23 protein-coding genes are annotated in these 26,567 nt (G+C 45.2%); 17 read left to right on the top strand and 6 right to left on the bottom strand.

Features of this window, described 5'->3' with window-relative positions:
* The first annotated feature begins 32 nt into the window (after positions 1–32).
* The 5 genes from LDX50_RS29780 (at position 33) to LDX50_RS29760 (ending at position 5,957) form a co-directional block, all read left to right on the top strand.
* Positions 33–2,420, top strand: a complete 2,388-nt coding sequence (locus LDX50_RS29780; protein WP_225699959.1) for an LTA synthase family protein — start codon at positions 33–35, stop codon at positions 2,418–2,420.
* Between the two features lie 23 nt (positions 2,421–2,443).
* Entirely contained in the window at positions 2,444–3,340 is an 897-nt protein-coding gene (locus LDX50_RS29775) for a phospholipase A (RefSeq protein WP_225699958.1), read from the top strand.
* Between the two features lie 32 nt (positions 3,341–3,372).
* On the top strand, positions 3,373–4,317 hold the full coding sequence (locus tag LDX50_RS29770) for a nuclear transport factor 2 family protein (RefSeq protein ID WP_225699957.1): 945 nt from the start codon (positions 3,373–3,375) through the stop codon (positions 4,315–4,317).
* 284 nt (positions 4,318–4,601) lie between these two features.
* Entirely contained in the window at positions 4,602–4,964 is a 363-nt protein-coding gene (locus tag LDX50_RS29765) for a hypothetical protein (RefSeq protein WP_225699956.1), read from the top strand.
* Positions 4,965–5,003: 39 nt separating this feature from the next.
* Positions 5,004–5,957: a S41 family peptidase gene (locus tag LDX50_RS29760; protein WP_225699955.1), complete on the top strand. Its 954-nt coding sequence runs from the start codon at positions 5,004–5,006 to the stop codon at positions 5,955–5,957.
* Here the strand turns inward: LDX50_RS29760 and LDX50_RS29755 are convergent.
* Entirely contained in the window at positions 5,939–6,388 is a 450-nt protein-coding gene (locus LDX50_RS29755) for a PaaI family thioesterase (protein WP_225699954.1), read from the bottom strand. The genes LDX50_RS29760 and LDX50_RS29755 overlap by 19 nt on opposite strands.
* 101 nt (positions 6,389–6,489) lie before the next feature.
* On the opposite strand from LDX50_RS29755, the gene LDX50_RS29750 reads away from it, so the two are divergent.
* A complete protein-coding gene (locus tag LDX50_RS29750) occupies positions 6,490–7,056 on the top strand; it encodes a hypothetical protein (protein WP_225699953.1) in 567 nt (188 codons plus the stop codon).
* 1 nt (position 7,057) lies between these two features.
* Here the strand turns inward: LDX50_RS29750 and LDX50_RS29745 are convergent, their stop codons facing one another.
* The 3 genes from LDX50_RS29745 to LDX50_RS29735 form a co-directional block, all read right to left on the bottom strand.
* On the bottom strand, positions 7,058–7,807 hold the full coding sequence (locus tag LDX50_RS29745; protein WP_225699952.1) for an NUDIX hydrolase: 750 nt from the start codon (positions 7,805–7,807) through the stop codon (positions 7,058–7,060).
* A gap of 202 nt (positions 7,808–8,009) precedes the next feature.
* Complete coding sequence (locus LDX50_RS29740) at positions 8,010–8,993, bottom strand: ThuA domain-containing protein (RefSeq protein ID WP_225699951.1); 984 nt, start codon at positions 8,991–8,993, stop codon at positions 8,010–8,012.
* Positions 8,983–12,093, bottom strand: a complete 3,111-nt coding sequence (locus tag LDX50_RS29735; RefSeq protein ID WP_225699950.1) for a PVC-type heme-binding CxxCH protein — start codon at positions 12,091–12,093, stop codon at positions 8,983–8,985. The genes LDX50_RS29740 and LDX50_RS29735 overlap by 11 nt, the downstream gene beginning before the upstream one ends.
* A gap of 149 nt (positions 12,094–12,242) precedes the next feature.
* On the opposite strand from LDX50_RS29735, the gene LDX50_RS29730 reads away from it, so the two are divergent.
* The 8 genes from LDX50_RS29730 (at position 12,243) to LDX50_RS29695 (ending at position 20,257) form a co-directional block, all read left to right on the top strand.
* The gene (locus LDX50_RS29730; protein ID WP_225699949.1) at positions 12,243–12,713 is read left to right on the top strand and encodes a hypothetical protein; all 471 of its coding nucleotides are present in this window, start codon (positions 12,243–12,245) and stop codon (positions 12,711–12,713) included.
* 169 nt (positions 12,714–12,882) lie between these two features.
* Positions 12,883–15,207: an alpha-L-rhamnosidase-related protein gene (locus LDX50_RS29725; protein WP_225699948.1), complete on the top strand. Its 2,325-nt coding sequence runs from the start codon at positions 12,883–12,885 to the stop codon at positions 15,205–15,207.
* A 6-nt stretch (positions 15,208–15,213) separates the two neighbouring features.
* A complete protein-coding gene (locus LDX50_RS29720) occupies positions 15,214–16,389 on the top strand; it encodes a hypothetical protein (RefSeq protein ID WP_225699947.1) in 1,176 nt (391 codons plus the stop codon).
* Positions 16,390–16,393: 4 nt separating this feature from the next.
* Positions 16,394–16,858, top strand: coding sequence for a hypothetical protein (locus LDX50_RS29715; protein ID WP_225699946.1), 465 nt, complete (start codon positions 16,394–16,396; stop codon positions 16,856–16,858).
* Between the two features lie 37 nt (positions 16,859–16,895).
* Positions 16,896–17,834 (top strand): CPBP family intramembrane glutamic endopeptidase, encoded by a 939-nt coding sequence (locus tag LDX50_RS29710; protein WP_225699945.1) that lies wholly within the window; start codon positions 16,896–16,898, stop codon positions 17,832–17,834.
* Between the two features lie 40 nt (positions 17,835–17,874).
* Positions 17,875–18,711 (top strand): maleylpyruvate isomerase N-terminal domain-containing protein, encoded by an 837-nt coding sequence (locus tag LDX50_RS29705; protein ID WP_225699944.1) that lies wholly within the window; start codon positions 17,875–17,877, stop codon positions 18,709–18,711.
* 57 nt (positions 18,712–18,768) lie between these two features.
* On the top strand, positions 18,769–19,509 hold the full coding sequence (locus LDX50_RS29700) for a membrane or secreted protein (protein ID WP_225699943.1): 741 nt from the start codon (positions 18,769–18,771) through the stop codon (positions 19,507–19,509).
* Positions 19,510–19,690: 181 nt separating this feature from the next.
* Entirely contained in the window at positions 19,691–20,257 is a 567-nt protein-coding gene (locus LDX50_RS29695; protein WP_225699942.1) for a PepSY-associated TM helix domain-containing protein, read from the top strand.
* Here LDX50_RS29695 and LDX50_RS29690 read toward each other — a convergent pair.
* Both LDX50_RS29690 and LDX50_RS29685 read right to left on the bottom strand, forming a co-directional pair.
* Entirely contained in the window at positions 20,251–20,961 is a 711-nt protein-coding gene (locus tag LDX50_RS29690; protein ID WP_225699941.1) for an acetolactate decarboxylase, read from the bottom strand. The genes LDX50_RS29695 and LDX50_RS29690 overlap by 7 nt on opposite strands.
* Entirely contained in the window at positions 20,961–21,680 is a 720-nt protein-coding gene (locus tag LDX50_RS29685; protein ID WP_225699940.1) for a hypothetical protein, read from the bottom strand. The genes LDX50_RS29690 and LDX50_RS29685 overlap by 1 nt, the downstream gene beginning before the upstream one ends.
* 129 nt (positions 21,681–21,809) lie before the next feature.
* On the opposite strand from LDX50_RS29685, the gene LDX50_RS29680 reads away from it, so the two are divergent.
* The 3 genes from LDX50_RS29680 to LDX50_RS29670 are packed head-to-tail and all read left to right on the top strand — an operon-like array spanning position 21,810 to position 26,565.
* The gene (locus LDX50_RS29680; protein WP_225699939.1) at positions 21,810–22,589 is read left to right on the top strand and encodes an SDR family NAD(P)-dependent oxidoreductase; all 780 of its coding nucleotides are present in this window, start codon (positions 21,810–21,812) and stop codon (positions 22,587–22,589) included.
* Positions 22,590–22,639: 50 nt separating this feature from the next.
* On the top strand, positions 22,640–24,160 hold the full coding sequence (locus LDX50_RS29675; RefSeq protein WP_225699938.1) for a M20/M25/M40 family metallo-hydrolase: 1,521 nt from the start codon (positions 22,640–22,642) through the stop codon (positions 24,158–24,160).
* A complete protein-coding gene (locus LDX50_RS29670) occupies positions 24,157–26,565 on the top strand; it encodes a CehA/McbA family metallohydrolase (RefSeq protein ID WP_225699937.1) in 2,409 nt (802 codons plus the stop codon). The genes LDX50_RS29675 and LDX50_RS29670 overlap by 4 nt, the downstream gene beginning before the upstream one ends.
* Positions 26,566–26,567 lie beyond the last annotated feature (2 nt).

The following is a 26,567-nucleotide window of genomic DNA, read 5'->3' as shown; positions in this document are numbered from 1 at the left end:
TCCATAACTTTATTCATCACCTGCTTTAATCTATGCACTTAAAGAAAATACTTTCAGGATTTCTATTCATTCTATGCCCGTATATTGGCGTCGGCCAGAATGTTGTCTCCCAGGAAATTCAATATTTGAACAATGAGGCGACTGAGGTATACTTAGTGTGGGGTGTTAATGGCTGGCAGCACATTCCTGATTCCCTGTTATCTGATAATACAAAAACCATCAACGGGTTATACTATAGTCCGATGACCCATAATAACGGTATCCACAAAGCAAAAATTAATGTACCTGAAGGGTCTGAAATCAATATTAATTTTTGGCTTACCAAAAGTCATGATGGCAACCTGATGGATATTTGGGACACAAACGCTGGCAAGGGATATTATGCTATAGCTGGTGATTCAGGTGATATTTTTCAACATGATCCGGAACCAGATGCGAGGTCATTTCTTGAAAAACACAAATGGCTGATTGGCACGGTAATAACCCTTCTTTTTGTTTTTGCTGTTTTTCTACGCCTACACTTTAAACTCACCCGACTATTTGATCATTATGTAATGGCTGCAGCAGTATTATTTGCCCTAACCTATGTTTTTCATGTAGGGATCAGGTTCCGACTGCTTGAGTGGAGCTTCTCCTACCTTTCCCCCTCGTCGATTGGCGTCGCGTCGTTTGATCTTCTTTACCTCACAATAATTACAGTGATATTCCTCTTGTCCGCCCTGTGGATTAAATCACCCGGGAAAAGGCGTTATCTTCTTTCTGTCCTTCTCATTATCATGTTAGGTTCCACCCTGTTTGCGCTAACAAACATCAATATTGTCCACGAACTTGGGCATCCATTTAATTATCAATGGTTATACTATTCTGACTTTTTAAGCAGCACCGAAGCGAAAAGTGCAATCCTCGCAAATGTTGATTCATTCATCCTGTATGAGACACTGGTACTCATTATCGCTTTTTTGATATGCTATTATTCATTCATGGTAATCGCAAACTTCATAATGGCCAAATCTGCGATCAGACCAAAACATATCATTATTTCGATTATTCTTGCCGTTAGTACACTTGGAATAGTTGGTTATTCCAGGATACCCTCAGTTGAGACCTTTAAACTGAAAAATCCAGTTGCCTATTTCATCAGTTCTGTCTTTACTGCACAGGGTGAATCACGTCTTTTCACAATGGATGTTCCGTTAAACAAGCCTGAAGCGCCCAAACTCAACGAATTCGTTTTCAATCCTGTAATTAAAAATTTGGTTGTCATCATACTTGAATCTGCCGGAGCAGATTATATGGATATTTACGGCGGAGAATACAACGTGACACCAAGAATGCAAATGGAATTCGAAAATGCGGCTGTCTTCGAAAACATTTATGCCCATGCGCCTGCCACAAATAAATCGATGGTGTCAATCCTCTGCTCTCTTTACCCGTGGATATCTTATAATTCACTAACACAGGAAGTGCCTGATTTAATGCAGCCATCAATCACCTCGATTTTTTCTGAAGCAGGGTACCGAACTTCATTTTTCTCTTCCTCTGATCTGGATTTTCAGAATAGCAGGACCTTTCTCAAAGAGAGGGGTTTCGACTTAATTTCAGATTACAAAGACATTCCATGCACACAACAATTTAAGCTGGAAAGCTTCGGTGAAGGCTATGGAATTGGAATTGATGATTCCTGTTTACCGCCGATATTAAGCAGCTGGATTGATGCGGATCCCGGCTCGCCTTTCCTGAGCATACTTTGGACCAACCAGGGGCATTACCCTTACTTCTTCAGCGGTAAAGAAAAGGAATATGTGGATAATGACATATTCAAAAATAAATACCTGAACATAATTGAACATTACGACATGGTGGTAGGAGCAGTTTTGGATAGCCTTGAAAATCGTGGTCTTCTTGATTCGACACTGGTCGTTGTAGTTGGTGATCATGGTGAAGCCTTCGGCCAACATGAACAGTCGGGGCATGGGAATGGTATTTATGAGGAAAATGTTCATATACCCCTGATGCTGATCAACAGGAATGTATTTAACGGACAGCGATATTCAACAATAGGAGGACTGATAGATCTGGCTCCAACAATTACGGATCTTACAGGCCGCACTCCGCCCGCTGAATGGCAGGGCAGCAGTCTATTGGCTGGTCTTCAGAAAAATAAAACATTCTTTTTTGCGCCGTGGTCTGATTTTCTCTTTGGCATGCGAAATGAAAACCTGAAAATTATCTTTAATGAAACAACGGGCATTGCGGAATGCTACGATCTTATTTCAGACCCCCGGGAAACCAACAATATTGCATCTGAAAATGATGCCATTGTTGAAGAACTCCGCATGGAAGTAGCCGCCTGGGTTCAACAAAATACCAAGCTGATGGAAGAAGTGCGAACGTCAGCAAAGAATTTGAAAGATCATTAGTCAATTCTGACTAAATTGAGGGAATGAACTACGTCCTTTCGTTCCTTCTCCTAATGACTTTAGCTATTGAATCCTCAGGTCAGGATCAACCCATATTCAATGACTATAAACTATTCAAATCCCTGTCCGAACGATGGGAAATAGATACCTCCGATGTACTTGGTAACTTCAGAATTACACCCTATCAGCCTATCTACGTTCTTCTTGCCAGGTTCAGCTCCAACCCGAACAGGATGCCAACCAGTCTGAACCCTGAATATTCACTGGAGGAAGAAATACCTATTAATGCAACCGAACTGAAATTTCAGATCAGTCTTAAAACCAAAATAGTCCGCGGCTTCATTTTACCAAACCTGGATATTTGGGCTGCATATACACAAAAATCGCATTGGCAGCTTTACAACGGAGAATTATCAAGGCCTTTCCGGGAAACGAATTATGAACCCGAACTGATATTGAACTATCGAATGAATCTGCCAATTCTTGGGTTCCGGGCAAGGGTCGCCGGGATCGCTTTTAACCATCAATCCAACGGACGGTCTCTTCCCCTTTCCAGGAGCTGGAACAGGATCGTATTTCACATGGCACTTGAACGGGAATATTGGCAGATTTACCTGAAGCCATGGATCAGGCTCAATGATGAAGATGATGAAAATCCCCGTATCACTGACTATTACGGTCGTATGCAGGCCATTGTTTCCAGGCGTTACAGGGAGCATCTCTTTACACTGGACGCTACCCATTCTATGAGATTTGGCAACAATAACCGTGGTAGTATTCGCATAGACTGGGCGTTCCCTATAGAAGGATTTTTGCGCGGGCGCATCGAAATATTTGAAGGATACGGGGAAACGCTCATCGATTACAATCACCGCCAGTTTGTCATTGGCGCGGGTCTTTCACTGGTGGAATGGCGATAATTTTGTATTATTAATTACAATCAAGTGCAGAGATGAAAGTATCCCTTTTATTAGCGGTGCTGGGATTACTCAGTGCCTGTAACCGACAATCCTTGTATAACAATCAGCTGAATGCCACCATGGTGGAAATTATCCTTTCGGATTTTGGCCTTACTGATGTGCCGGAAGATATTAACCGGTTTACACGGGTTGAATCCCTTACGGTGAGACCCGACGGACAAAAAGGATGGATAATCTATCCGCCCATGTCTGCCAGATTAAATTCCGATGTTCCAAAAAAAGTACTTACAGGATCAATTTGTGACCTCACCCAATTAAAGGTACTGTCGATATCTGGCCTTGAATACACGCAGTTGCCTGAGTGCTTCAGCAATCTCCGGAACCTGGAAACGCTGAACCTTACCATGAACCGCCTTGATATCAACAGCGAAATGGAAAAACTCCGAAAGCTTCCCTCCCTGCGGGAACTTTCCATTACAGGCAATTATTTTGATAAGGAAATTATGGAGGCCTGGCGCAAGGAAAACCCTGATCTCGACATAATTTACGACCGTTCCAGTGCATCAAGTAAATCCGAGGTTCAGACAACGCAAACAATTCACCAGTTTCTGTATGACTATTACAATGTGATGTCAAGCCGGGACTGGGAAGTATACCGCGAATTTTTCTGGAAGGATGCTACGCTTACAACGATCTGGCAGTCACCTAAGGACTCCCTGCCAGAAGTGCTCGTGAACACGATCGATGCGTTTATCCGTCAGACTCCGCAGGGACCTGACAGTGAACCGATATTTGAAGAAAAACCCACCTATATCACCACTGAAATTCAGGGTAATCTGGCCACTGCATGGGTGAACTATGAAGCACGATTCGGATCGGAAGAAAACCTCAATGAGTGGACAGGTACCGACTTGTTCACCTTAATGAAACACCAGGGTGAATGGCGTATCGTTTCTCTGGCTTTTTCGTCTGAATAACTGTGCATGGAAAAAATACGCCTTTATTTTGGTTAAGATTCTCTGAAAAAGGTACTTATACTTGCTCAAAATAAACATTTGATGTTAATTCCTATCCTGATGAAGGTCCAATCACTGCCAGTCCTTCCCGAGGTATTTGGTTGCCCTTCTGCCAATATGTTTTAAATGATTTTTTAGTAATACGGGAAGTAATTTTTGAATACAATGTTTTAAACCGATCGGCGTTATTTTTTAACAGTTATATCCGCCGGATCTGGTACCACTGCAATAAGTCATTTTTTACCATGAAAAAGAGATATTTAATTTTAGTTGTTGTTGGCATATTTTTAACCATGGGAGCCGGAATCTTCCGCCCGGTACCAAAGCCCCCGGAGAACGAACTTCTGATCACGGAAGGAAAAATCGAACAAATTTTCGAAGGCGGCATCAAGGACATTGTATTCCAACTCGAGGGGACCGAACAGCAATACTACATCAATCGTGGTGTTGACCAGGGACTGGACATCAAAGCGATGCGTGACGAACTGGTTGGTAAGGAAGTTATAATTAAATACCCCGATTACTGGACAATCCTCGATCCTAATAAAAAAATACGTCATATCAGTAAAATCGAGGTAGAGGGAGATATTATTTTTTCCGAAATGTAATTCAAAACCTAAATCGCCGGGATACGTAAAGTTTATGTAATGATACCCGGCAAACACCTTCGGTTCACTTTTCTCCTGATCATTAGTGCTATATCAGGGTCCTGCGGTCAGCAGCTGGTTGAAAAGTCAGACCAATCAAAGACCATCAGTCGCATCAACGAACTGATCATAGAAAACTATGTTTTTCCCGATGTAGCAGAAAAAACAGCAGCACATCTAACATCATTACAGGAAAACGGATATTTCGATCAGTTTAAGAATATAAATGAATTAGCCACTGCACTCACGGAGGCGGTTCAGTCTATAAACCACGACAAGCACATGCGGATTTTTCCCATGCGCGTACCTACACCACCCACAGAATCAAGAGCTGAACGTGAAAGGCAGGGCGGCTTTGTGGAAAGCAAAGTACTGGACGGCAATATCGGCTATATAAAGCTCAATGGTTTTGCCGATCCACGATTCGGGAAACCGGCGGCTGACAATGCCATGGAGACCGTACTCGGTACCCGTGCCCTGATCATTGATTTACGGGAAAATGGCGGCGGATCACCCCATATGGTTCAATATCTATGCAGCTATTTTTTCGACGAACACCTACTTCTGAACAGCCTGTACTGGCGTGCTGGAAATCATACAGAAGAATTCTGGACGCTTCCAAAAGTGAATGGTAAAAAACAACCGAATCTGCCATTATATATTCTTACAAGTTCCTATACCTTTTCGGGTGCCGAAGAATTCTGCTATAACATGCAAACGCGCAATCGAGCAACACTAATCGGTGAAACTACAGGTGGCGGTGCAAACCCCGGCAGGGTAATGCGTATTAACAAAGATCTTGAAATGTCGGTCCCAACCGGAAGCGCCGTTAACCCGATTACAGGCACCAACTGGGAAGGAACAGGTGTAACGCCAGATGTTCGTGTAGCTAAAGAGCTTGCGCTTGAATCTGCACTTGAATTAATTACCGCTTCTCAGGAAGGTAATGAATAGCCCGCAACGTCATCCAAACGCCTGGAGCTTTTCATGAACTGACCAGTCCCGAATCCCACTTCCTTTTCATGATCATTTACCAGAACAGCATCCGCTGTAAAAAGGCTTTTTGAACGTGATCTCACTGTGCCGCGGGCAGTAAGAATACCGCCTGTTACGGGTCTTGTAAAAGTAATATTGAATGACGTAGTAAGAATAAAGAAATCCGTTACTTCAGATTGTACAGCAAAGAAAGCCGCGTCGTCAAGCATCTTAAAATAGGCTGAACCGTGCAGGGCACCCAGTGCATGATAAAAATTAATCTCTACCGGCCATTGAATCGTAGCACGGCCAGCTCCAATTTCAATGGATGAATTCCTGTATGTGTCCATATTGACTGGCGCATTCAGGTACATCTGTTCAAGCTTTCTATAATGCTGATGATGAGTCATGATTGGATTTTACGTCTCAAAATAGTCATTTGAAACATCTCAGTGTGAATTAATTTCTTAAAAAACTAACTTAATGATAGATTCGTATTAAACCACAAGTCATGCGCCCAAGAATTATAGTGCTCTTTTTATTGATCAGCCTGCCTATATGTCTGAAAGGACAGGATCACGAGGACCATGAAGTGTCGCATGAGGAACAACATGAGTTCAAAAAGCATCAGCTGGGAATTGTGATTGGGCATACACACATTTCACGAGGGATTACTGCAGAGGGAAAAAAATTTGAAATTCTTCCCTCGTGGGCACTGATGTACAATTACAAATTCAATGAAAAATGGGGGATTGGTTTTCATGTTGATATGATCCTGGAAGACTTTGAAGTCGAACGTCAGTTTGGAAAGGGTGAATCCGAAGAAATTTTACTTCGCCAGAAACCCATCGCACCCACGATCGTCGGTCTTTTCAGGCCAACGCGCCATTCCGGCTTTGAACTTGGATTCGGATTCGAGTACGCACCTGAGGAAACCCTTGTTCTTACACGCATCGGTTACGAATGGAGTACACACATCGATCACAAATGGGAACTGGTAATTCCTTTATCCTATGATATCCGCTGGGATGCGTATGACGCCTGGAATATTGGTTTAGGCGTAGTGCGTATGTTCTGAATTAAATTCCCCGGTAATTATCGGCCTGAAGGGCCGATGCATAATTCTCTTCATCAAACTCATAAAGCCATGGTGCTTTGTGTGCCTTCCCGTTCTGACGTTTTCCGGTTTTACGAAGAATACCATAGCTGAGCATTTTGCGCTGAAAATTTCTCCGGTCCAGGGACTTGCCCAGAATTGTTTCATACAGCGACTGTAATTCGGGCATTGTAAATTGGGCCGGCATTAAATTCAATCCAACCGGATGATTACTCACCTGCTCCTTTAATTCTTCATAAGCCCTGGCGAGGATTTGCGAATGATCCAGCATAAGTTCAGGCACCTCATCGATGGGATACCATTGGCAAAATTCTGAAATATAATCCGCTGTCGGTTCATTCACTTTTGAATATTCCACCAGGGCATAGTATCCGAGTGTCACGAAACGCTGATTGAACCAGGGAATATCTGCTTTATTAATTATTCCTTTTTCAATCATTTTTTCTGTATGTGCCCGATCATGCCGTTCCAGGCTTCCAAACAATTGAAATTGTCTTAAAAATATATCTTCCAGACCCGTACGTTCACGAAGTACACGAATGGCCGCATCATCCACGTTTTCGGATGATTTTACAAACCCTCCCGGTAATGCCCAGGTGTCTGTGCCTTTAAGCTTCAAAAGCAATACTTTTAAAACATTACTATTGAAACCGAAAATCACACAGTCTACCGATAGTCCAGGATGATATTTTTCATCTGAAAAGGAGGCCATTCTTTATTTCATATTTATGAATAAAAAGCCCAAAAATACTCTAATTAAAACTTATTGGTATCGTTTATGAAAAAGATATTGATCGATTCCATTTTGCTTCAGTGCATTTCACAGGCCCGGTCCCATCACTCCTTTTCAATTGAAAAGGACGTGGCCCTCAGGCAATCGACCGGATGATCAGATTTCTGAATGGCGTCCACTATTAATCGAATTTAACCGGCCGCATACCATGTTTGTACACATCGCCAAATCCTGAATTATTAGGATCATAAGTGCCCACGATATCAGCATTCACACCGTTATCCGGTATATCGGTCTCTTTACCCAGTGCCCAGTAAATGCCATTTAAGGCAAGTTTCCGCATAGATTCCTCGCGAAAATCATAGGGATGGCCCAGTGTTGTGAAGAATACCCTCGCAGCCGTTCCTTCAGACCCGGTATATGTCTTGGTCCATGCAACCGGATTGGTGAGCGGAAATTTGTCAAGCCGGCCTTCTGCCTCGTGATTGGACCTCAACGACCGCCCTACGAGCAGCGGTTTGCTGTTTCCCTGTAGTTTCCAGTCACCGCCATCGACATGATAAAGCCAGGAATAAGCCTGAAAAGGGTTGACGCCATTCAGGATGGGTGAGGTATTTCCTTCTACCCTGGTTACTTCAGTGAGCGGACTGTTCCCATCCTCAAAATGACCATGGTGGGTAATCCATTGCTGTCCGAATACACGTGCCGGCCAGGTATTGTTCATATATTCCAATGTTGAATCATCCCGGTAAAGAAAAGCATGGGTTGATGTTCTGAAACCAACCATGGGTCTGCCTGATTCAGCATATTCTGTTATATAACTTCGTTCGTTTTCAGGAAGTGCCCTGAATCGCGTAAACATGATCATTAGATCTGCATTTTCAAGGGCTTCCAGTCCTTCAATATGGTCCAAACGATTAGGATCAATGAAGCCCGCCGAATCCACCGAATAGCATAGGGTAATGTTAGCTCCAAGTTCCCTTTTTAAAATTGCGGCAAGCATAGGCATGGATTCCTCCGACCTGTACTCCTCATCACCGATGACGAATACGATATTTAGCGGGTCTTGTTCGACAGTTTCAATCTGAGCTGTTTGTGACTTATTACAGCCAGCCATGCAAACTGCAAAAATGATAACCAGGAGAAGAATGTGTTTAATTTTCATCTTTGAGTAGTTCTTGTGGCGTATAAAAGCCCTTGTGATCTGCAATTTCTGCACGAATTGCCTTTACTTTCGCGGCTTCCACCGGCGATGCAGTATTGCCAAATGAATTTCGCACATAAGTTGCCACGGCGGCCACCTCTTCATCAGACAGCATTCCTTCATAGGGAGTCATGGGTACCTGTCCCGGATATTCCTGTCCGAGCACCTCAATAGGCCCCATGAGACCTTTCAAAATAATTTTGATCAGGCGATCCTCCGGACCGTTCACCCATTTTGTGCCTGCAAGCGGAGGAAATCCGCTCCCCGGCAATCCGTTACCATCGGGCTGATGACAGGTAATACAAAATCCTTCCCGTTCATAGATCTCTTTACCAGCATTAAATGCCAGCAGCGCATCCCCCTCGAGTGCTACATCAATTTTCTTTTCTTCTTCGATCACATTGGTTTCAACACCAAATACGGCCAGTGAAGCCTCATACGCCGGCAGCATCCAGTCATCCAGTGGCATCGTAGCAGCTGTCTTCAGGACTTCCAGTCCCGATTCCCTGCCAAGCCAGCTCGCGGCCACGATGGCTTCCAGTCGTACCCTCCCATGTGGATCATTGGCCGCCCTCAGAAGTAAACTTGCCTGATCAGCAACCTGGTGCCCCGTGTAACGAAGTACCTGAACCGCCGCAGACCGCACCCTGTAATCTTCGGCATTCAGCAATGTCTTCAGCAAATCAACATCCACCCGATCCAGACCCCAGGTCACCCATAAGGCTTCAAGAAGGTTATGCTCATACCTTGTATCATCGGGATCAAGCCTTTGAGTCCATGATTTCACCGCCTCAGAAACCTCTTGCTGATTTCGGCCGCGAAGTTCCCGCCGTGTCCTGTATCTAGTCCGGTATTCAGGTAACTTTAGGTTATCCAGCAACTCACTAATGGATGCCCCATCGATTTTAGCCGGTTCCACCAATGGTCTCGACGGATATGTGATCCTGTATATTCTGCCATGTACATGATCACGAAGCGGATCCCGGGCATTGTGCTGCATATGTCCGACAAGTACATTGTGCCAATCGACCAGGTACAACGACCCGTCAGGCGCAAATTCCATATCGACCGGCCGGAAGTTCCTGTCACTTGATGTGATCAAATCCGTTCTGTGCCGGCTTGTGTACCCGGTTCCTTCATCGTTCATTGAATGTTGCTTGGTTCCAAGGAAACCTATTGTATTATTTATTAGTAAATCGCCCTGAACGTTGTCAGGGAAATGCCTGCTTGAAACAAATTCCAGTCCGGATGTAGGCCGTACCCGATGCGCATCCTCGATGAGGTTCCTTGATTTCGGTGTGGCGATCCCGTATCGGGATTTTACAGTTCCCGGCATCATCCATAAAACATCCGGCCCTGAAGTTTCTGCAAAAAACGGCTGCCCCCAGTCATCGAATGCAATCCCCCATGGATTAGGAATACTCAGCTGAGCTGTGCGCTCAAGCCTCTTTCGTTGAGGATTATAGCGATAAAAACCGCCGTTGGTAGCGCGAACCGGACCGTACGGAGTTTCCACATTGGTATGAAGAAATACTCCCTCAGCCATATAGATCGCCCCGGAAGGATCTGCACAGAATGCGCTGATCACATGATGGGTGTCATGATCATCAAATCCACTCAATAGAATTTCTGTCCTGTCGGCATGATCATCACCGTCATCATCAATCAGCAATTTCAGATTGGTTCCCTGTGAGACATACACCCCTTCCGGTGCAATCTCAAATCCTACGGGCAAATGGAGACCGTCTGCGAAAACAGTTTGCTTATCTGCCCGGCCGTCCTTGTCGGTATCTTCCAGGATTAATATTTTATCATCAGGCTTCGGATCACCCGGTTTCCAGTGCGGATAGGTGGGCATTACCGCGACCCACAACCGGCCCTTGTTATCAAATGAGAGCTGAACCGGGTTGGCGAGATCGGGAAAATCCTCCTCAGACGCAAACAATTCTATCTTATAACCCGGCGCAGGGGTAAGCGATGCCAGTGCTTTGTCGCCATATAAATATTCCACACTACCGGTCCCGTTTACCTCCGTGTAATTTGTTTCCACGTCAGGGAGTACAGATGTACCCGCGTCCGCGGCAACCAGGTCATACGTTTCTCCGTTTGCGACCGACCAGATAGCTGTATCACGATTCGCTGTCATTTCCCTGATTTTCTGAATCTCTGCAGGATAGTTATCCGGACCGAAGGGCTCATATCTTCTTCCAAAGACATGTACCCCATTTGGGATCTTAAAATCATTATGCCAGAACCAGTTCTTTTCATGTACGGCCGCCAGCACCTCCGGCCGGTTGGCCGTACTCTTCACAGCACCTCCAAAAATTTGATCCGTGATAAAGGATGCAAATTTCATATACCCGGCTTCATTTAACTGATAGCCGTCAATGGTTAGATCATCCGGTCCGTCCATCCATTCAACAGACGGGTGAAAAACATCAATATAGGGAACCCCGTTAGCCTGTGCCACATCGCGGATTACTGAAGCATAGAGTTCCAGATTACGGTTTTCCTGTTCTCCATTGGGTAAATCAAATTTATCGGACAGGTCCTCGAATGCGACAGGCGAAACAAGGACCAATTGGGGTGGATTTACGCCATTGTAGTTTTGGGAAAGTGTGTGTTTAACGAAAGCATCAAGCTCACCCCTGAAATTATCCACTCCTTCCTCGCCATTAAACGATTCGGCCGCACCAAAAAAAGCAAGAATTACATCTGCTTTCAGTCGGGTTAGCCACTCATCAGGTTTTTCAAGGTGTCCTTCGCTTCCCGACGGCTGTGCGAGATCCGTTTGAAATTTTTCAGCTCCCGGAAATGCCCAGGGGTCATTTCGCCCGGAATGCGGACGAAAACCGGGTGTATCTCCACCGTCACACATATTTCGGATGAACAACCGGTCACCGGGAAACCGCATATGCATTTCAGTTTCAAATGAACCGAAATTCAGCATCCTGGAGCACAGGTTATTTCCAATTAAAACAATATGCTGGCTCTTATTCAGGGAAATCGATCCCTCCTTTTCACCCCCGCAGCCCGTGATAAATGCCAGGAGGACAGCCATAATTAAAATTCGGATTGTTGATTGATTTGTAAGCACACAACAAAATACAAATTTTTATATTCCATCGGGCATATTTGAGCTCAAGTTCTGATCAGCGGGATTATTTAAATACCCACGGTTATTTTTATATTGGTTCATAAATCGAATACATGACCAGTGAACAAAAATCAAAGGCGAGGAAGGCGTCGGTGATATACCAACTTTACTTTGTAATCATTCTTCTTGTGTTTGGGCTCTTCACATTCCTGTATACCATTAGCTTTGTCCCTTTCCAGGGAATGCAGGAAAGTGGTTATGCAGTTGGCATTTCCATTGAACGATGGCAATGGATCACTTTCATTTTCGTGATCCTGTCCCCCTTGCTGCTGGCATTTGCCACTTCTTCGAAATTACTTGAAGGAGTCAATGCCTCAAACAAGTTGACCAGGGGAATGATTTTTACATTTCTCTGGTGGTTGGTTCCAATGACAACCGCCCAGATCCTGGATGGAATGGAGTCTCTCGGCAGCTTGATACCGACTGTGGCAGCAGCGGCTATGGCATCAATCTTCTTCGGACCACCTCTCGGCAAGAAAATTCTATCCATCAAAAAGGAAGACGGGAGTCCGGTCGCATCCTGAACCAGGCTTACCGATGGAATAATACTGATATTGATTCATCTGTGAATTCTGTATATTTTCAAAAATTCAAAGTCACCTTATGACGTCGCGTATTTTCGTTTATTGTTTAATCGCACTCATCGCTGCAGGGTGTTCAGACAACACTGATAAAGTTGTATCCTTAGCAAGCATGACCAACAATTCCGAGTTCATTGCTGGCAACGCATCCTATCTTCACTCACCCTATGTTACCCCGGGTAACAGGGCTTACATGGTGGGACATCAGGATGGGTCGTTTCCCGACCTGGGATGGCATGTAACCGGGGAAATGGGCGGAATCTGGATGCATCCCCTGAAACTGATGGATGGATTTTCCGCAGCCCTGATCTCAGGAAATCAAACGCTTTGCCTTGCCGAAGCAGATACGTTCATCAATTATCCGTTCGCCAACAAACATGTGTACAATAACCCTTTCGGAATCCGGGTCGAACGCTTTCAATTTGTCCCGGAAAATACACCGGGAGTCATTCTGGAATACGGGTTTCATAATCCTACAAATCAGTCGATCGAATTGTTGTTCGAGTTTAATGGCATGACGGATATCCGGCCGGTTTGGCTTGGGGAACAGACAGGACTCAAGGATTCACCGGATCAGATATTTTGGGAAAGCCGTCGGCAGGCTTTTATTGCCAAGGACAGTCTGAATCCCTGGTATGTCATGTTCGGATCGCCCAGCAAACATCTTCGCTATGATCTGAAAGGAACCACATGCTTATTTGACCGAAGAGGTACCGGAACGAACGGATCCATCACGTGGATCATTAACGTTCCGGCGAACGGACAGGCTTACCTTCCGATTTTCATAGCCGGTTCCGATAAATCCCAGGCGCAGGCTGAATCTGTTTATGGCGAGATGCACAGCACTGCCGCCGAATTACTCAGGAAAAAGATCAACCATTACGAAGAAATCGCAGAACTAACCTCATTAACCCTTCCCGATAAGGAAATGGAAAGGGCTTTCAGGTGGACCAAGTATAATACAGAATGGCTAAGGCAGACGGTCCCTGACGTCGGCAGCGGTTTAACTGCCGGAATCCCTGATTATCCATGGTGGTTTGGAGCGGATAGTGAATATGCGTTACAGGGCGCCATCATGACCGGCCGAACAGATCTTGTTTATGAAACCATTGATCTCATACATTCCATTTCAGAAAAGGTTAATGGCAATGGACGGGTAGTCCACGAAGTCTCTTCAAACGGGGCTGTTTTTAATCCGGGAAATATCAATGAAACACCACAGTTCACTTCACTTGTCTGGACAATTTATCGGTGGACCGGCGACCGCACATTTCTGGAAAAATATTACCCGTTTGTAAAGGAGGGACTGGCATGGCTTCTCACGACAGATGTCGACGGGAACATGTTGCCGGATGGCTTTGGAATGATGGAAATTCATGGGCTCGACAGCGAAATGATTGATGTTGCCGCCTATTCCCATAAAGCATTTGCGGATGCAGCCAAAATGGCTGCCGCACTGGGATACGCTGATGATGAAAAAGATTTCAAGTTAAAAGCGGAACGTCTTGCAGGCATAATCAACAACGAATTTTGGGTAGACGATTTTAATTCCTTCGCAGATTTCGTCGGGACCCCCGAACAGGCTCTGAGCCTGATCGACGATGCGATTCACAGGGCAGATTCACTTGGAAAACCCTGGGCGGTCGGGGAGTTGGAAGCCACCCGTGAGCAGATCAGAACACTTCCAAAAAATAGCAAACAGGGGTTCGTTTTGCATCATAATTGGGTTGTAAATACACCGATGGAAACCGGAGTCGCCGATCCGGAAAAGGCCATTCGGGCCCTGGAAACAGGGAGTAAATTTGTCAACCCGTTTGGTGTTTTTGTAACCGGCATAGACCGTGACGAATCTGCCGGAGATGAGGAGGGCTCCTTTCAGACCAATAAAAAGATTTTTTCCTATATCGGTGCAGTTATGACCCTGCCGACTGGAGTACAGGCTGTTGCTGAAAATAATTATGCAAGACCCGATCAGGCCCTCAACTACCTGGAAAGAATGACCAAAACATTTAGCTATGCACTTCCTGGATCGATGTACGAGGTTTCACCCGACTACGGCATGATCGTTCAGGCCTGGAATATTTACAGTTTTGCGGTTCCGGTCGTTTCACAATTCTTTGGCATAAAACCAGATGCCTATGAACAAAAACTTGATTTTAGTCCACAGATGCCCCTGGCATGGAACAAGGCCGCACTTGGGCAGGTTCACATGGGTTCTAATTCAATGGATTTCGAATTTGAGCGGAAGGGCAAAACAGAGATCTGGAATATCAGGTCGGCGGAGATTTGGAATATTCAATTGACCCTGCCTTCGGACGTATATACGCAGGTATTGATCAATGGAGAGCCAATCTCTGCTATTGAAAATAATACTGATACTTTTACTTTTGAAGTTGGTACTACTGAACAAATTGTACTTGAGTTAAAGGCAAAATAAGAGAAAATGAAAAACCTTTCCGTAATCGTTGTAGTGGCTTTGTTCCTGTATGGTTGTGAATCCCCGAAAACAGAAACGCAAACTGGTTCAACTAACAGTGACGTATGGATGGCATCACAGGAACGATTCATTGAATACGTGGATTCTGTTTCCATACTCGGTGAGGGTTTAAATAATTTCGCCAAACAACCAGTAGAGAATCCGTATTACGATACAGCCTATAATAGTTCCAGTCTCGTGATATCATCCGACGGAAGCAACAACCTCACTGTTTTCACTTTTCCCGATTTTACGGCTAATGCGTCACTCTTTGAAGATGATGGAAATATGTATATCAGTATTCCGGACTTTAACGATACACTAGCGTATATACGTCGGCCGGGAGATTCACTTGTTCTTTCCAAAAAAAGAGGGAAAACCTATTCTGAGACTTATTTCCATCCTACCCAGCCTACCGAGGGAGTGCCGGATCCTGCATCGTTGGCTGGCACACACTGGCATTTGGAAGGGGGCAACGTCACGGAAATCTCCTTTGTTTCTGCGGATTCCTGCCTCATCAGGGTCAGGGGCAGGGATATTTCAGCTGTTGGAAAAGGCCCGTGGAATATACAGCAAATTAATGACCGGTATTTTATTTCTTTCTATTCTCTTTCCGAATCCCTGCCGGAACCTGTATTCGGTGTACATCTCCTGGAATCAGTCTCACCTGACCAAATGAAAAGCCGGATTTACCAGCCAGTCTATTTACAACCGGATCAAAGAAGTTCAAGAGCCGGCATTCGTTGGAGCAAGGAGCAGCACGATGAATCCTCGGTTAACGACCGACAGCTGCTCATTGGCGAATGGTCGAGTTCAGACAACCCTTTCCGAAATAGTGCGGCAGCGGACTCAGTATTCAAGACCACGCTGACGATCCAGTTTTTAAATAATGGCACATTTGTTCAACAATTGAGCGGATCAACGCATCCTGTAGAAGAAGCACAGATGCTGTACGAGAAAAATGGTCAATGGAAATGGGGAGCAGACGGACATTATATCGAATTGATTTTTGAATCCGGTGTCAGCAGATTCGTTTCTATTGACGAATTATCCTCCGACAAACTAACAGTCGCAGCGAATTTCACCGGCATATTCGATAATCGTGCTGCTGTGATCAACAGCTTTCATTTCACAAAACTCTGAGCTTATGAATCTGGAGATAAAGACAAAACATCCTCAATTTAATGTGTATCTGAATTTCTTCGGACTGTTTATTATTCCATTTGTTTTCGTTGGTCTGCTGATCGCCATTTTCTCAGATGACCTTCCCATTTCCTATTACTACATCTTTTTTATGCTTCCACTTGTGCTGGCTGTTGCGCTAACCTTTAGCTCGCGGCCTTTTACGCTTCGCATCGATTCGGTGGTGGCTATGGATAAACTTGAGGATTATGTTATGGAGTATCTCGTTTCAGAAAATCTCATGACAGTAGATGAAGATGTCGCCGGCATAAGGATGCAATCTACCCGTAAGATATACCAAATGCTCAACGACTGGTTCGGCACAGAAATCGTGAAGATCATCAGAACACCCCTATATATGGAGGTCACCGGACACAGGCGATATGTTGAAGGCCTGGAAGCTAAACTTCGTTATGGGCGAAAAAATTAATCTACCGGAATGCGGGAACCAATCCGCAACAAGTTAAATGAAATCACTTTTAATTGAGGTAATCAACCACTTCCGTTCCACCTTTCGGTGGTCTGTAATGGTGATGATATTCATGGTCATGACGGCCTTTATTTACTTCAATTACCGTTTGGATTTCGAGGATGGCATGGTTGATACCCTGCCTTTCAATTACCGGGTTCCGGCGATGTTTTTGTTTCACCTGGTGCCCTATCTCTTAACGGTCCTCATCATTGCTCCTTTTATTGAAAACAAATCATGGTACAAAACAAAGGGCTTCTGGCTCCGTATTTTCATCGGGTTCGGGCTACTTGCACTCGACAGATCCATTCAGTTTCGTGAGTTGCTTTCAAGCTATATAGACATTGCCGACTGGTCATTCTTATACAGCTTTTCCAAGCGCATTCTGAGTCTGATTACCCTGGTATTTCCGCTATACATTATCTCCTTATTCTTTGAAAAATCAATCCCCGGGCGCGGGTACGGTTTGATAGTCAAGAGATTTGACGTTCGCCCCTACCTCATTCTTCTTTCTCTTGCCGGAATAGGAATAGTTATCGGCGGATTTTTCCGAGATATCCAGGATTACTACCCCCGTTATCTTGAACTGGGCGGAACAGCTTTCGCCAGGCGCCATGAAATTCCTGATTGGCTAAATGTGTTGGTCTATGAGCTGGCCTACGGAACCGATTTTATCTCCGTAGAGATGTTCTTCCGAGGATTTCTTATTTACGGCTTTGTCCGTTACTTCGGTCCGTACGTCGTATTTCCCATGATTGCCACCTATTGCTTTCTTCATTTTGGGAAACCCATGACTGAAGCCATCAGCTCCCTTTTTGGCGGGTACATTTTAGGAGTGATCTCCCTAAAAAGTAAGACTATCTGGGGTGGCGTCCTCATCCACGTCGGTATCGCATGGCTCATGGAATTTATTGGATATCTGTTCAGAACCATCTAACTTATCCTTTTACCGCGGAAGACTGAACAACTATAATTCAATGTATTTCTCTTCGCCACAATTAGATACCCGTCCATATTTCGCAACCTTGCACGACAATCTGATTCGATTACTTGAAGATCTGGCAGGTGATGAATGGCAAACCCCAACCGTTGCCTCAAAATGGAGGGTCAAAGACGTAGTTGCGCACTTACTTGATGGAGACATTCGCACACTCTCCGTACAGCGTGACCTGCACTTCGGCGAAAAACCGCCCGAATCAAATGATTTTGGCACGGTCGTGCAATGGCTGAACGAACTGAATGCCAGTTGGGTCCATGCCGCCAAAAGAATGAGTCCAGAGGTGCTTATCATGCTCCATAAAACAACCGGACCAGTGGTAACGGAGTATTATGAGTCATTGGATCCAATGGCCGAGGCCATATTTTCTGTTCAATGGGCCGGAGAGGAAAAAAGTCTGAACTGGATGCACCTGTCCAGGGAATATTCTGAAAAATGGCATCATCAGCAACAAATCGCAGATGCAACCGGGCGCAGAGGTGTGCTGACTCCTGAGTTATACAGGCCGCTGATTATGACTTTCATGCTCGGGATTCCCCATACACTCAGGGATACTTCTTTGAAATCAGGGGATACGATTATCCTGCAAACTACCGGGGCAGTTGAGGAAGCATGGATTTTACAATATCAGGATTCCAGTTGGCAATTCTCCAGTACGGCTGGCAGGATCCGAACAGAAGTGAGATTACCTTCAAATGCAGCATGGAAACTATTCAGCAAATCATTACGTCCTGCACATCTTAATGATAATCTGGTAATAACAGGCGAGAAAAATATCGGTGAAAAGATCATTAATATGATCAGCGTAATGGCATGATGAAGCTGGCAGATTTGCCAATTGTTGATTATATTATGCAAACTAATCTCTCCAATTATGAATTTCGTAATCCTGATCCTCACACTCGCCGGCTTGAATCTTATGAATAATGCGGAGCCACTACTGGTTGATACCGAAGCTCTGAATGGCGCCTGGGAAGCTAATTATGTCGATGACAATGGCAAGGCTATCCGGATTGTGGCTATTGTTTCCGACGGATATTATACTTCAACGGCTTTTGGCGCCGACGACGGTTCATTCGAAAATACAAATGGCGGTCTTATTGAATTGTCTGGAAATGCATTCAAGATGACCTATGAGTTTAATCTGGCGGAAAAAGAAAAGGTTGGTACATCAGAAACGTTAACGGCTCACCTCAATGATGATGTTCTGACCTTCGAAGGATACGAAGACATGGAATGGAACCGAATCGATGATGGCAATCCGGGCGAACTATACGGCGCCTGGCTGATTACAGGACGAGAGCGCAACGGGGAGATTTCACGGAGCACTCCCGGTGCCCGAAAGACCATGAAGATTCTTTCCGGCACAAGATTTCAATGGATCGCATATAATACAGATACCGGAGAATTTTTTGGCACAGGAGGAGGCACCTACACCACAGAAAACGGGAAATACACCGAAAATATTGAATTCTTCTCCCGGGATAATTCAAGAGTAGGCCGATCACTTCGGTTCGAATATGAAATCAAAGATGGAGAATGGCACCACAGCGGACTAAGCAGTAAGGGTGAACCGATTTATGAAATATGGACGAGCAGGGCTGACCTGGATTAAAGTGAATTTCCGTATCAGCATATAGGTTTTTAGCCATGCCTGGAAACACGGTCCACCCCAAACCCCTTTATTTGGGGGTAAAATAAATGGGTTGGCGGACATCTCACAGTGGTTGGCTTTTTTACCGCTCATTTTGATGAGCGGACTCAACTGAACCGACCCGGAATCCTATCTTTGCTCCATGTCAACTAACCGTCAACAGCAAGCAAGAGTTCTTCGGACCTTCAGAAAGGTACACCGTTGGACCGGTGCTGCTTTATTTATCCTCTTTTTCCTGATATCGATTTCCGGACTATTGCTGGGCTGGAAAAAGAACAGCGGAGGTTATATTCTGGCCGATACGGAGAAAGGCTCGTCTACCGACCTGAGCAAATGGGTTTCATTTGATTCTTTGGAAACACAGGCTGTCTTTTATTTACATCAGGAAGTGGACTCAACTCTATCTGGTGAAATTGACCGGTTTGATGTACGGCCAGACAAAGGAACAGTGAAAATCCGATTTAAGGATCACTACTGGGGAGTGCAGCTTGATGGGGCCACAGGAAAATTATTGACGGTTGAAAGACGAAGATCAGATTTTATCGAAAGCCTGCATGATGGATCGGTTATTGATAACCTTGAAATTATTCCCGGCGGATATTTCAAACTATTTTACACTTCACTTACAGGGCTCGCGCTGCTCACATTTACGGTCACAGGCTTCTGGCTTTGGTATGGCCCCAAACGCATGCGCCGTCTCAATCATTGAGCCGGAAGAAAGAGTATGACCCGACCGTCTGCTTCCAGGTCATCGACATGTACTGCTGCTTTAAGCGACTCCGGTAACCCATGAATATGTATAAAACGGGTATGATGCGTAAAGATTCCTTTATGATGTTTTGAGTAAAATCCCAGCATTCTTGCCGCTTCATTGTTCAGTGCTCCATTCAAACCGGATGATTTATGCTTCTCATGTGTATGTACAGGATCATTTTCAGGCCAGTCAATGATATGCCAGTTTACAGATTCAAACCTTCCCTCCAGCAAGAAAGGAAACGGCTTTGTAGTATCGATTCCCATCCCGGAGGCGGATCTTTCCACGAATGATTCAAGATCGTCCAGGGTTTCAATGGAATCGGTGAGTGGGACTGCTTTCCATTCTCGTACGGTTGTGTAAACCAGCAGGGTGACGCCCCCGGCATAAGAAGGATCGGTTCGGATACTACCATTGGCGACGTAACTCCTGGTAATTTCTCCAGCCATCACAATAAATTCGCCTTTCAATCCGTCGACTGCCCCAAGTCCGAACAAGTCCTCACCCCCGCTTACCGAATCCAGCTGTGCTGCAACACCGGTAAATCCTTCCTGCATGGTCTTTCGCAAAGCACCGGCATAATATACTTTACCATTCCAGTTCTGTGCCATAACAGGTTGCAGAAGACCAACGATGAGAAACAACAAGCAAAACCTCATTACTTAATTTTTTGAAGTGGAGTTAAAAATTTTGATGGCTTCCCGGTCACCTGGTAAAAATAGGCATTCTGGTTTTTAACCAAAACCAATCTGTTACGTGGCATGCGTTCCTCATCAACAAAGAGCCCGATAGAAAGAGTGGCTTTTGAAAAACTGTCTTGTACAATTCTTATCCTTTGTCGTTTTTCGAATCCGTAGGTCATCACCTCAAATTTTTTGATTCGCTTAACAGGAATACGCACAACATTTGATTCCCCGATGACCAGTTGGTTCCGAATTTTAGGCGCCCAGGCGCAATGCTGTATTATGTTGTCCCTCACCAGATTGTAGGGCTTTCCATTGATATAGATAGTGATGATTTGAAAATTTTGTTCCCCCGAAGAAACTGCTTCATTCTCCCGATACAGTGTTACAGAATAATCCAAATACAATTCAAGCGTGTCGGATTTCGTCGAATCAAGGACACGCAGCGCTACCTCCGGGATTCGTGGTTCGAATTGCGGGTTCAGACGAATTCCTGCATCAGTTTCAATCCAGTTCCCCTCACTCTGGTAAACTTCACCTGATACCGGAAATATGGGATCCACTGTCTCAAGATGAAAAATTCCGTTAGAGAATATTTTCAGCGTGGTAATCTGATCTGAATAAGTCCGTACCTCCTGACCATAACCAGCACTGATCAAAAATATCACGGAGAACAGACAAAAGACTTTCTTCATTGAACCTTTTTATATCGCATTTATGGAAATATACGTACGGAATGCAAATTCGTTTGTGGGGCCAACTATTTACAGCATGTTTTGTTCTACTCATAAGTCAAATACCCGGGAAAAGATCCGGCTCAATACATGAAAGAATTTACCCTCATTACAGGCGCATCATCAGGAATCGGACTTGAGATCGCCAGGTACATGGCTTCAAAAAACCATGATGTCATTCTTGTTGCCAGAAGAAGGACGAATCTTGAAAAGCTTCAGAAAGAAATAAAAGACCGATATCAAACCGACGTTAAAGTTTATGATCGCGATCTTTCTAACCCGGCGGTTGCTGTAGAATTGTTCAACGAAATCCGAAACGAGGGAATTAACGTCTCCATGCTTGTTAATAATGCGGGTTTCGGGGATTACGGGGAGTTCAAAGATTTGCCGATGGACCGCTCGCTTGATATGATCTCTGTAAACATTTCATCACTGGTGGCACTCTCAAGGCTTTTTCTTGAAGATGCCGTTACATTAAATCGGGGAAGAATCCTGAACGTTGCATCAATACTGTCCTTTTTCCCTTTCCCGAATTATGCAGTCTATGCGGCAACGAAGGCGTTTGTGCTTTCATTTTCAGAATCTTTACGGGCCGAATTATCTGAAACCGGCATCTCTGTTTCGGCACTATGTCCGGGACCTACTGATACTGAATTTACAACAGAAGAAATGCTTAAATCCAATTCTTACAAGGGCTTTAAGCAGATGGATGCCGCCGAGGTAGCCAGGCAGGGGGTAGATGGTATGATGAAGGGAAAAGACATTATAATTCCCGGATTAATGAACAAAATCATCACCCAGACTCCCAGGTTTACACCTCGCAGCATTACCCGCAGGGTTAATAAGTATATGTCCGGTCAGAAGAAATAGTAAATTAAAAATCACTCCAAAAGCGTATATTGAGGGGTAACTTAACAGATATGCGAATTACCCTCCTATTCCTGCTGATCCCGGTTCTTTCCTTAAGTCAGCCTACTTCTGAAATGCTGCGTAATATGGCTGCTGATTATACAGTACGTTCCTTTCCCGAACTTAAGGAAGTACTTAGCTTGCCAAATGACGCATTATACCCGGAGCAAATTGAAAAAAATGTGCTATGGGCAGAGGCTGCTTTTAAAAAACGCGGCTTTGAAACCCGTCGTCTCACAACTCCCGCTGCGCCACTATTGCTGGCTTCCAAAATCGTGCCCGGTGCGGGAGAGACGGTGCTATTCTATTTCCACCTGGATGGTCAGCCGGTAGATTCATCAAAATGGGATCAGAAAAGCCCCTATTTACCGGTTTTGAAAAAACCTGTGAATCAAGATACCTGGACAGACCTGCCCTGGGATGACATTGACAAATACGAGGACGACTGGCGTATATTCGGCCGATCATCATCGGATGACAAAAGTCCCGCAGTGATGCTGTTAACCGCCCTGGATGCGCTCAATGATGCCGGGATAAATCCACAATACAACATAAAAGTAATCATGGATTTTGAGGAAGAGGCCGGATCTCCCAACCTGGAGGCTGCTGTTAAAAGCAATGTCGGTTTACTCAGTTCGAACAGACTGGTAATCCTTGACGGTCCCCGTCATTCCAGCAATCAGCCAAGTCTGAGCTTCGGCGCGCGGGGCATCGCTACTGTTACAATAACGACGTACGGACCGGCGAAACCGCAACACAGCGGACACTACGGCAACTATGCACCGAATCCGGCGTTCGGACTGGCTAAAATCCTTGCATCCATGAAGGATGATGATGGCCGGGTGACACTGCCGGGCTATTATGATGGAGTTGTTATTGACACAGAAACGGAGAAAATCCTTCGTTCAGTTCCAGATGATGAGGCTACTGTCATGAATCAGCTGGCACTCGGCCGCACCGACAAAGTGGGTTCTTACTACCAGGAATCCATTCAGTATCCATCACTGAATATTCGCGGAATGCAATCCGGATGGATTAATGAGGAAGTCCGCACCATCGTTCCGGCCTGGGCCCGTGCAGAAATTGATATCCGCCTGGTACCTGAATCGGATCCTGAAAAGCTGGTGCGTTTGGTAAAGGAACATATAGAAGAACTTGGATATTATATTGTGGACCATGATCCCACGAAGGAAGAACGTATTCAGCATAAAAAAGTAGCCAGGTTCAACTATGAAATATCGTACCAGGCATTCAGGACGGACCCAAATAGCGAAACAGGTATATGGCTGCGCAGCGCAATGCAGCGGGCCTTTGAGGATGAACCAGTAATTATCCGCATGTCTGGCGGTTCCGTTCCCATTGCTCCATTCATTAATGCGCTAAATGTTCCAGCGGTACTTGTTCCCACCGTGAATCCTGATAATAATCAGCATAGTCCGAATGAAAATCTACGCCTTGGAAATTACCGGGAAGGCATTCAGACCATGCTGGCCATTTTAACAGAACCCCTTACAAAAATTACCAAAGAATGAAAAAAAGTTTGTTCCTGCTGGCAATTCTGGCCTGCACTTTTGAAAGTTTTGCCCAATGGACCAATCACTATCCGAAAGTTGATGGATTCGGTCACCATGTATACCTGGAAGGATTTGAACTGCCCGTCTTAAATTCAGGACCTAATTATCCGGCCATCTCACCTGATGGATCAACCATTGCCTTTTCAGCAAAAGGCTGGCTTTGGCTGATGGATACAAAATCGAAAATCGCAAAGCGCATTACTTCCTCAGGAGGAATGGATTCGCGTCCTCAATGGTCCGCCGACGGCAAATTCATTGTGTTTATCCGTGACAGCGGCGACGATACCGGAATCTATAAAATCAATTCCGAAACGCTCAGTGAAACCATGGTCATCGACGAGGCTGTGCTGGAACTGGATCCAAGCTTTTCTGTATCGGGAGATATTCTTTTCACTTCGGCAAAGAACGGACCGTTAAATATCTGGAAACATTCGGAAACCGGAGGGACGCAGCCAATAACCAGGGATCGGGGTGTTCAGCGTAAAGCATATGCATTAAGCGACGGGTCGGTTGTTTACCTTGCCAAAGGCGGATCCAACAGAATTGTCAGGCAAATGAATAATGGCGAAATATCGATTCTCGCAGAGGACTGGATCACATCACAGACGGATCTTGCCGTTTCTCCTGATGAACGTTATATCGCCTATACATGGCCGCAGGATGATGACTACGAGTTACGGCTCATGGATATCAATATACCCTCGTCCAATATTCTGCTCACCAAAAGCGATGGACTGCCCATGGCGCCTGCTTTCAGTCCGGACGGACAATGGATATATTATTCTGAAACAAACTCACAGGAAAGAACCGAGCTGAAAAGGATTTCGCTCAATGGCGGAAAGCCCGAATTATATATGCCGTCGAAATGGGACTGGAATACCCCGACCGGGAAGATCACATTGAAAACTTCTGTAGATGGAAATCCTGCCCCGGTGAGAATGAGTGTGACAGATTCCAACGGACATCCCATTATCCCTGAGGAAGGAGCCGTACGGTTCGACGGACAAAACGGAATGGTATTCTTCTATGCTGATAAGGAAATAACCCTTGAAATGCCCGCTGGTGACGGATCTGTAACGATTGTTCAGGGTTTTGAAACTACAGCAAAAACAGAATCTTTCACTACGAAGGCAGGAGAAAACTCAACGGTTGCCATGGATCTGAATCGTATCTGGAGTGCAGTAGCCAACGGATGGTATTCCGGTGATAATCACTTCCACCTGAACTATGGAGGCACTTATCAGCTTGACACGGAAGACCTGGTACTCCCGATGAAAGGCGAGCAGCTCGATGTTGGCTTCCCTTTACTTGCAAACCTTCACAACAGGTTCCTTGAACAGGACCTCTGGGGACAGGAATACACAAAAGGACCCATGATCTTTTATGGTCAGGAAGTACGATCCCATTTCCTGGGCCACCTCGGTCTTATCGGAACAAGTGAGCTGTTCTGGCCATGGATCTGGGGACCAGGCTACCAGGTTTATGGCACTGATGACCGGCTGAATTCAGAAGTCCTTCATTTCGCACAAGATAAGGGCGGACTGGCAGGATATGTTCATCCTGTAGCAGATAAAGACCCATTTACTGAAGAGGGCATGACAGGAATTCCCGTAAGTCTCGTGGCGGACGGTGTTCTCGGCGAGGCCGACTGGCTGGAGGTGGCGTGTCTCTGGACTGATGAGATCGGAACCGGTACTTTGTGGCATCAATTTTTAAATCTTGGAATACCCATGGCAGCCTCGGCTGGCAGCGATGTAATGACCGATTATTATCATACGATGGCTGTCGGCGCAACCCGCGTTTACGTACGCCCAGATGGAATTTTGTCAAAGGAGTACTATCTCAAAGCTCTGAAGGAAGGCCGAAGCTTTGTGAGTAATGGTCCGATGATTGAATTTGAGGTAAATGGCATGAGGCCTGGTGATGTTCTTGGCTCTGGGGGGAATAAGGTCTCCTGGACACTCGATATTCATTCACCCGTACCCTGTGAAAAGGTAGAGATCCTGGTAAACGGTGAAGTGGTAGTATCAAAAAAGGGATTTGTCGAGGCTGGATCACATTCATACAAAGGCAAAATCTCAGTCCCGGAAAACGGTTGGATCAGCGCACGGGTTTATGGCGGTACGACAGTATGGCCCGTTATGGATAGTTATCCTTTTGCTGAATCGAGTCCGGTCTGGATTTCTTCGCCTGGCACAGCAGACCCGGAGGCTGCAAGGGCAGCAGCGGTTAAATTACTGGACGCACTAAATGCGGCCGAGGTCATGCTCAAAAACCGCTATGGAGATAATCCTGTGGAGAATAATTTAAAACAATTCGGCAAGGCCCGGGAAAAACTTAATACATTGATAGAGGCTAAATAGAG

It is taken from the genome of Fulvivirga sedimenti (genome assembly GCF_020328055.1).
The sequence above is the reverse complement of the archived record's forward strand: the minus strand, read 5'-3'. Positions and strand labels throughout refer to the sequence as shown.

Coding starts and splice junctions, on each gene's coding strand:
- LDX50_RS29715 (WP_225699946.1), top strand. CDS start 16,394: ATGAATCTGGAGATAAAGACAAAACATCCTCAATTTAATGTGTATCTG.
- LDX50_RS29780 (WP_225699959.1), top strand. CDS start 33: ATGCACTTAAAGAAAATACTTTCAGGATTTCTATTCATTCTATGCCCG.
- LDX50_RS29685 (WP_225699940.1), bottom strand. CDS start 21,680: ATGAAGAAAGTCTTTTGTCTGTTCTCCGTGATATTTTTGATCAGTGCT.
- LDX50_RS29680 (WP_225699939.1), top strand. CDS start 21,810: ATGAAAGAATTTACCCTCATTACAGGCGCATCATCAGGAATCGGACTT.
- LDX50_RS29745 (WP_225699952.1), bottom strand. CDS start 7,807: ATGGCCTCCTTTTCAGATGAAAAATATCATCCTGGACTATCGGTAGAC.
- LDX50_RS29735 (WP_225699950.1), bottom strand. CDS start 12,093: ATGGCTGTCCTCCTGGCATTTATCACGGGCTGCGGGGGTGAAAAGGAG.
- LDX50_RS29670 (WP_225699937.1), top strand. CDS start 24,157: ATGAAAAAAAGTTTGTTCCTGCTGGCAATTCTGGCCTGCACTTTTGAA.
- LDX50_RS29690 (WP_225699941.1), bottom strand. CDS start 20,961: ATGAGGTTTTGCTTGTTGTTTCTCATCGTTGGTCTTCTGCAACCTGTT.
- LDX50_RS29770 (WP_225699957.1), top strand. CDS start 3,373: ATGAAAGTATCCCTTTTATTAGCGGTGCTGGGATTACTCAGTGCCTGT.
- LDX50_RS29760 (WP_225699955.1), top strand. CDS start 5,004: ATGATACCCGGCAAACACCTTCGGTTCACTTTTCTCCTGATCATTAGT.
- LDX50_RS29775 (WP_225699958.1), top strand. CDS start 2,444: ATGAACTACGTCCTTTCGTTCCTTCTCCTAATGACTTTAGCTATTGAA.
- LDX50_RS29755 (WP_225699954.1), bottom strand. CDS start 6,388: ATGACTCATCATCAGCATTATAGAAAGCTTGAACAGATGTACCTGAAT.
- LDX50_RS29700 (WP_225699943.1), top strand. CDS start 18,769: ATGAATTTCGTAATCCTGATCCTCACACTCGCCGGCTTGAATCTTATG.
- LDX50_RS29720 (WP_225699947.1), top strand. CDS start 15,214: ATGAAAAACCTTTCCGTAATCGTTGTAGTGGCTTTGTTCCTGTATGGT.
- LDX50_RS29710 (WP_225699945.1), top strand. CDS start 16,896: ATGAAATCACTTTTAATTGAGGTAATCAACCACTTCCGTTCCACCTTT.
- LDX50_RS29740 (WP_225699951.1), bottom strand. CDS start 8,993: ATGAAAATTAAACACATTCTTCTCCTGGTTATCATTTTTGCAGTTTGC.
- LDX50_RS29725 (WP_225699948.1), top strand. CDS start 12,883: ATGACCAACAATTCCGAGTTCATTGCTGGCAACGCATCCTATCTTCAC.
- LDX50_RS29675 (WP_225699938.1), top strand. CDS start 22,640: ATGCGAATTACCCTCCTATTCCTGCTGATCCCGGTTCTTTCCTTAAGT.
- LDX50_RS29705 (WP_225699944.1), top strand. CDS start 17,875: ATGTATTTCTCTTCGCCACAATTAGATACCCGTCCATATTTCGCAACC.
- LDX50_RS29695 (WP_225699942.1), top strand. CDS start 19,691: ATGTCAACTAACCGTCAACAGCAAGCAAGAGTTCTTCGGACCTTCAGA.
- LDX50_RS29730 (WP_225699949.1), top strand. CDS start 12,243: ATGACCAGTGAACAAAAATCAAAGGCGAGGAAGGCGTCGGTGATATAC.
- LDX50_RS29765 (WP_225699956.1), top strand. CDS start 4,602: ATGAAAAAGAGATATTTAATTTTAGTTGTTGTTGGCATATTTTTAACC.
- LDX50_RS29750 (WP_225699953.1), top strand. CDS start 6,490: ATGCGCCCAAGAATTATAGTGCTCTTTTTATTGATCAGCCTGCCTATA.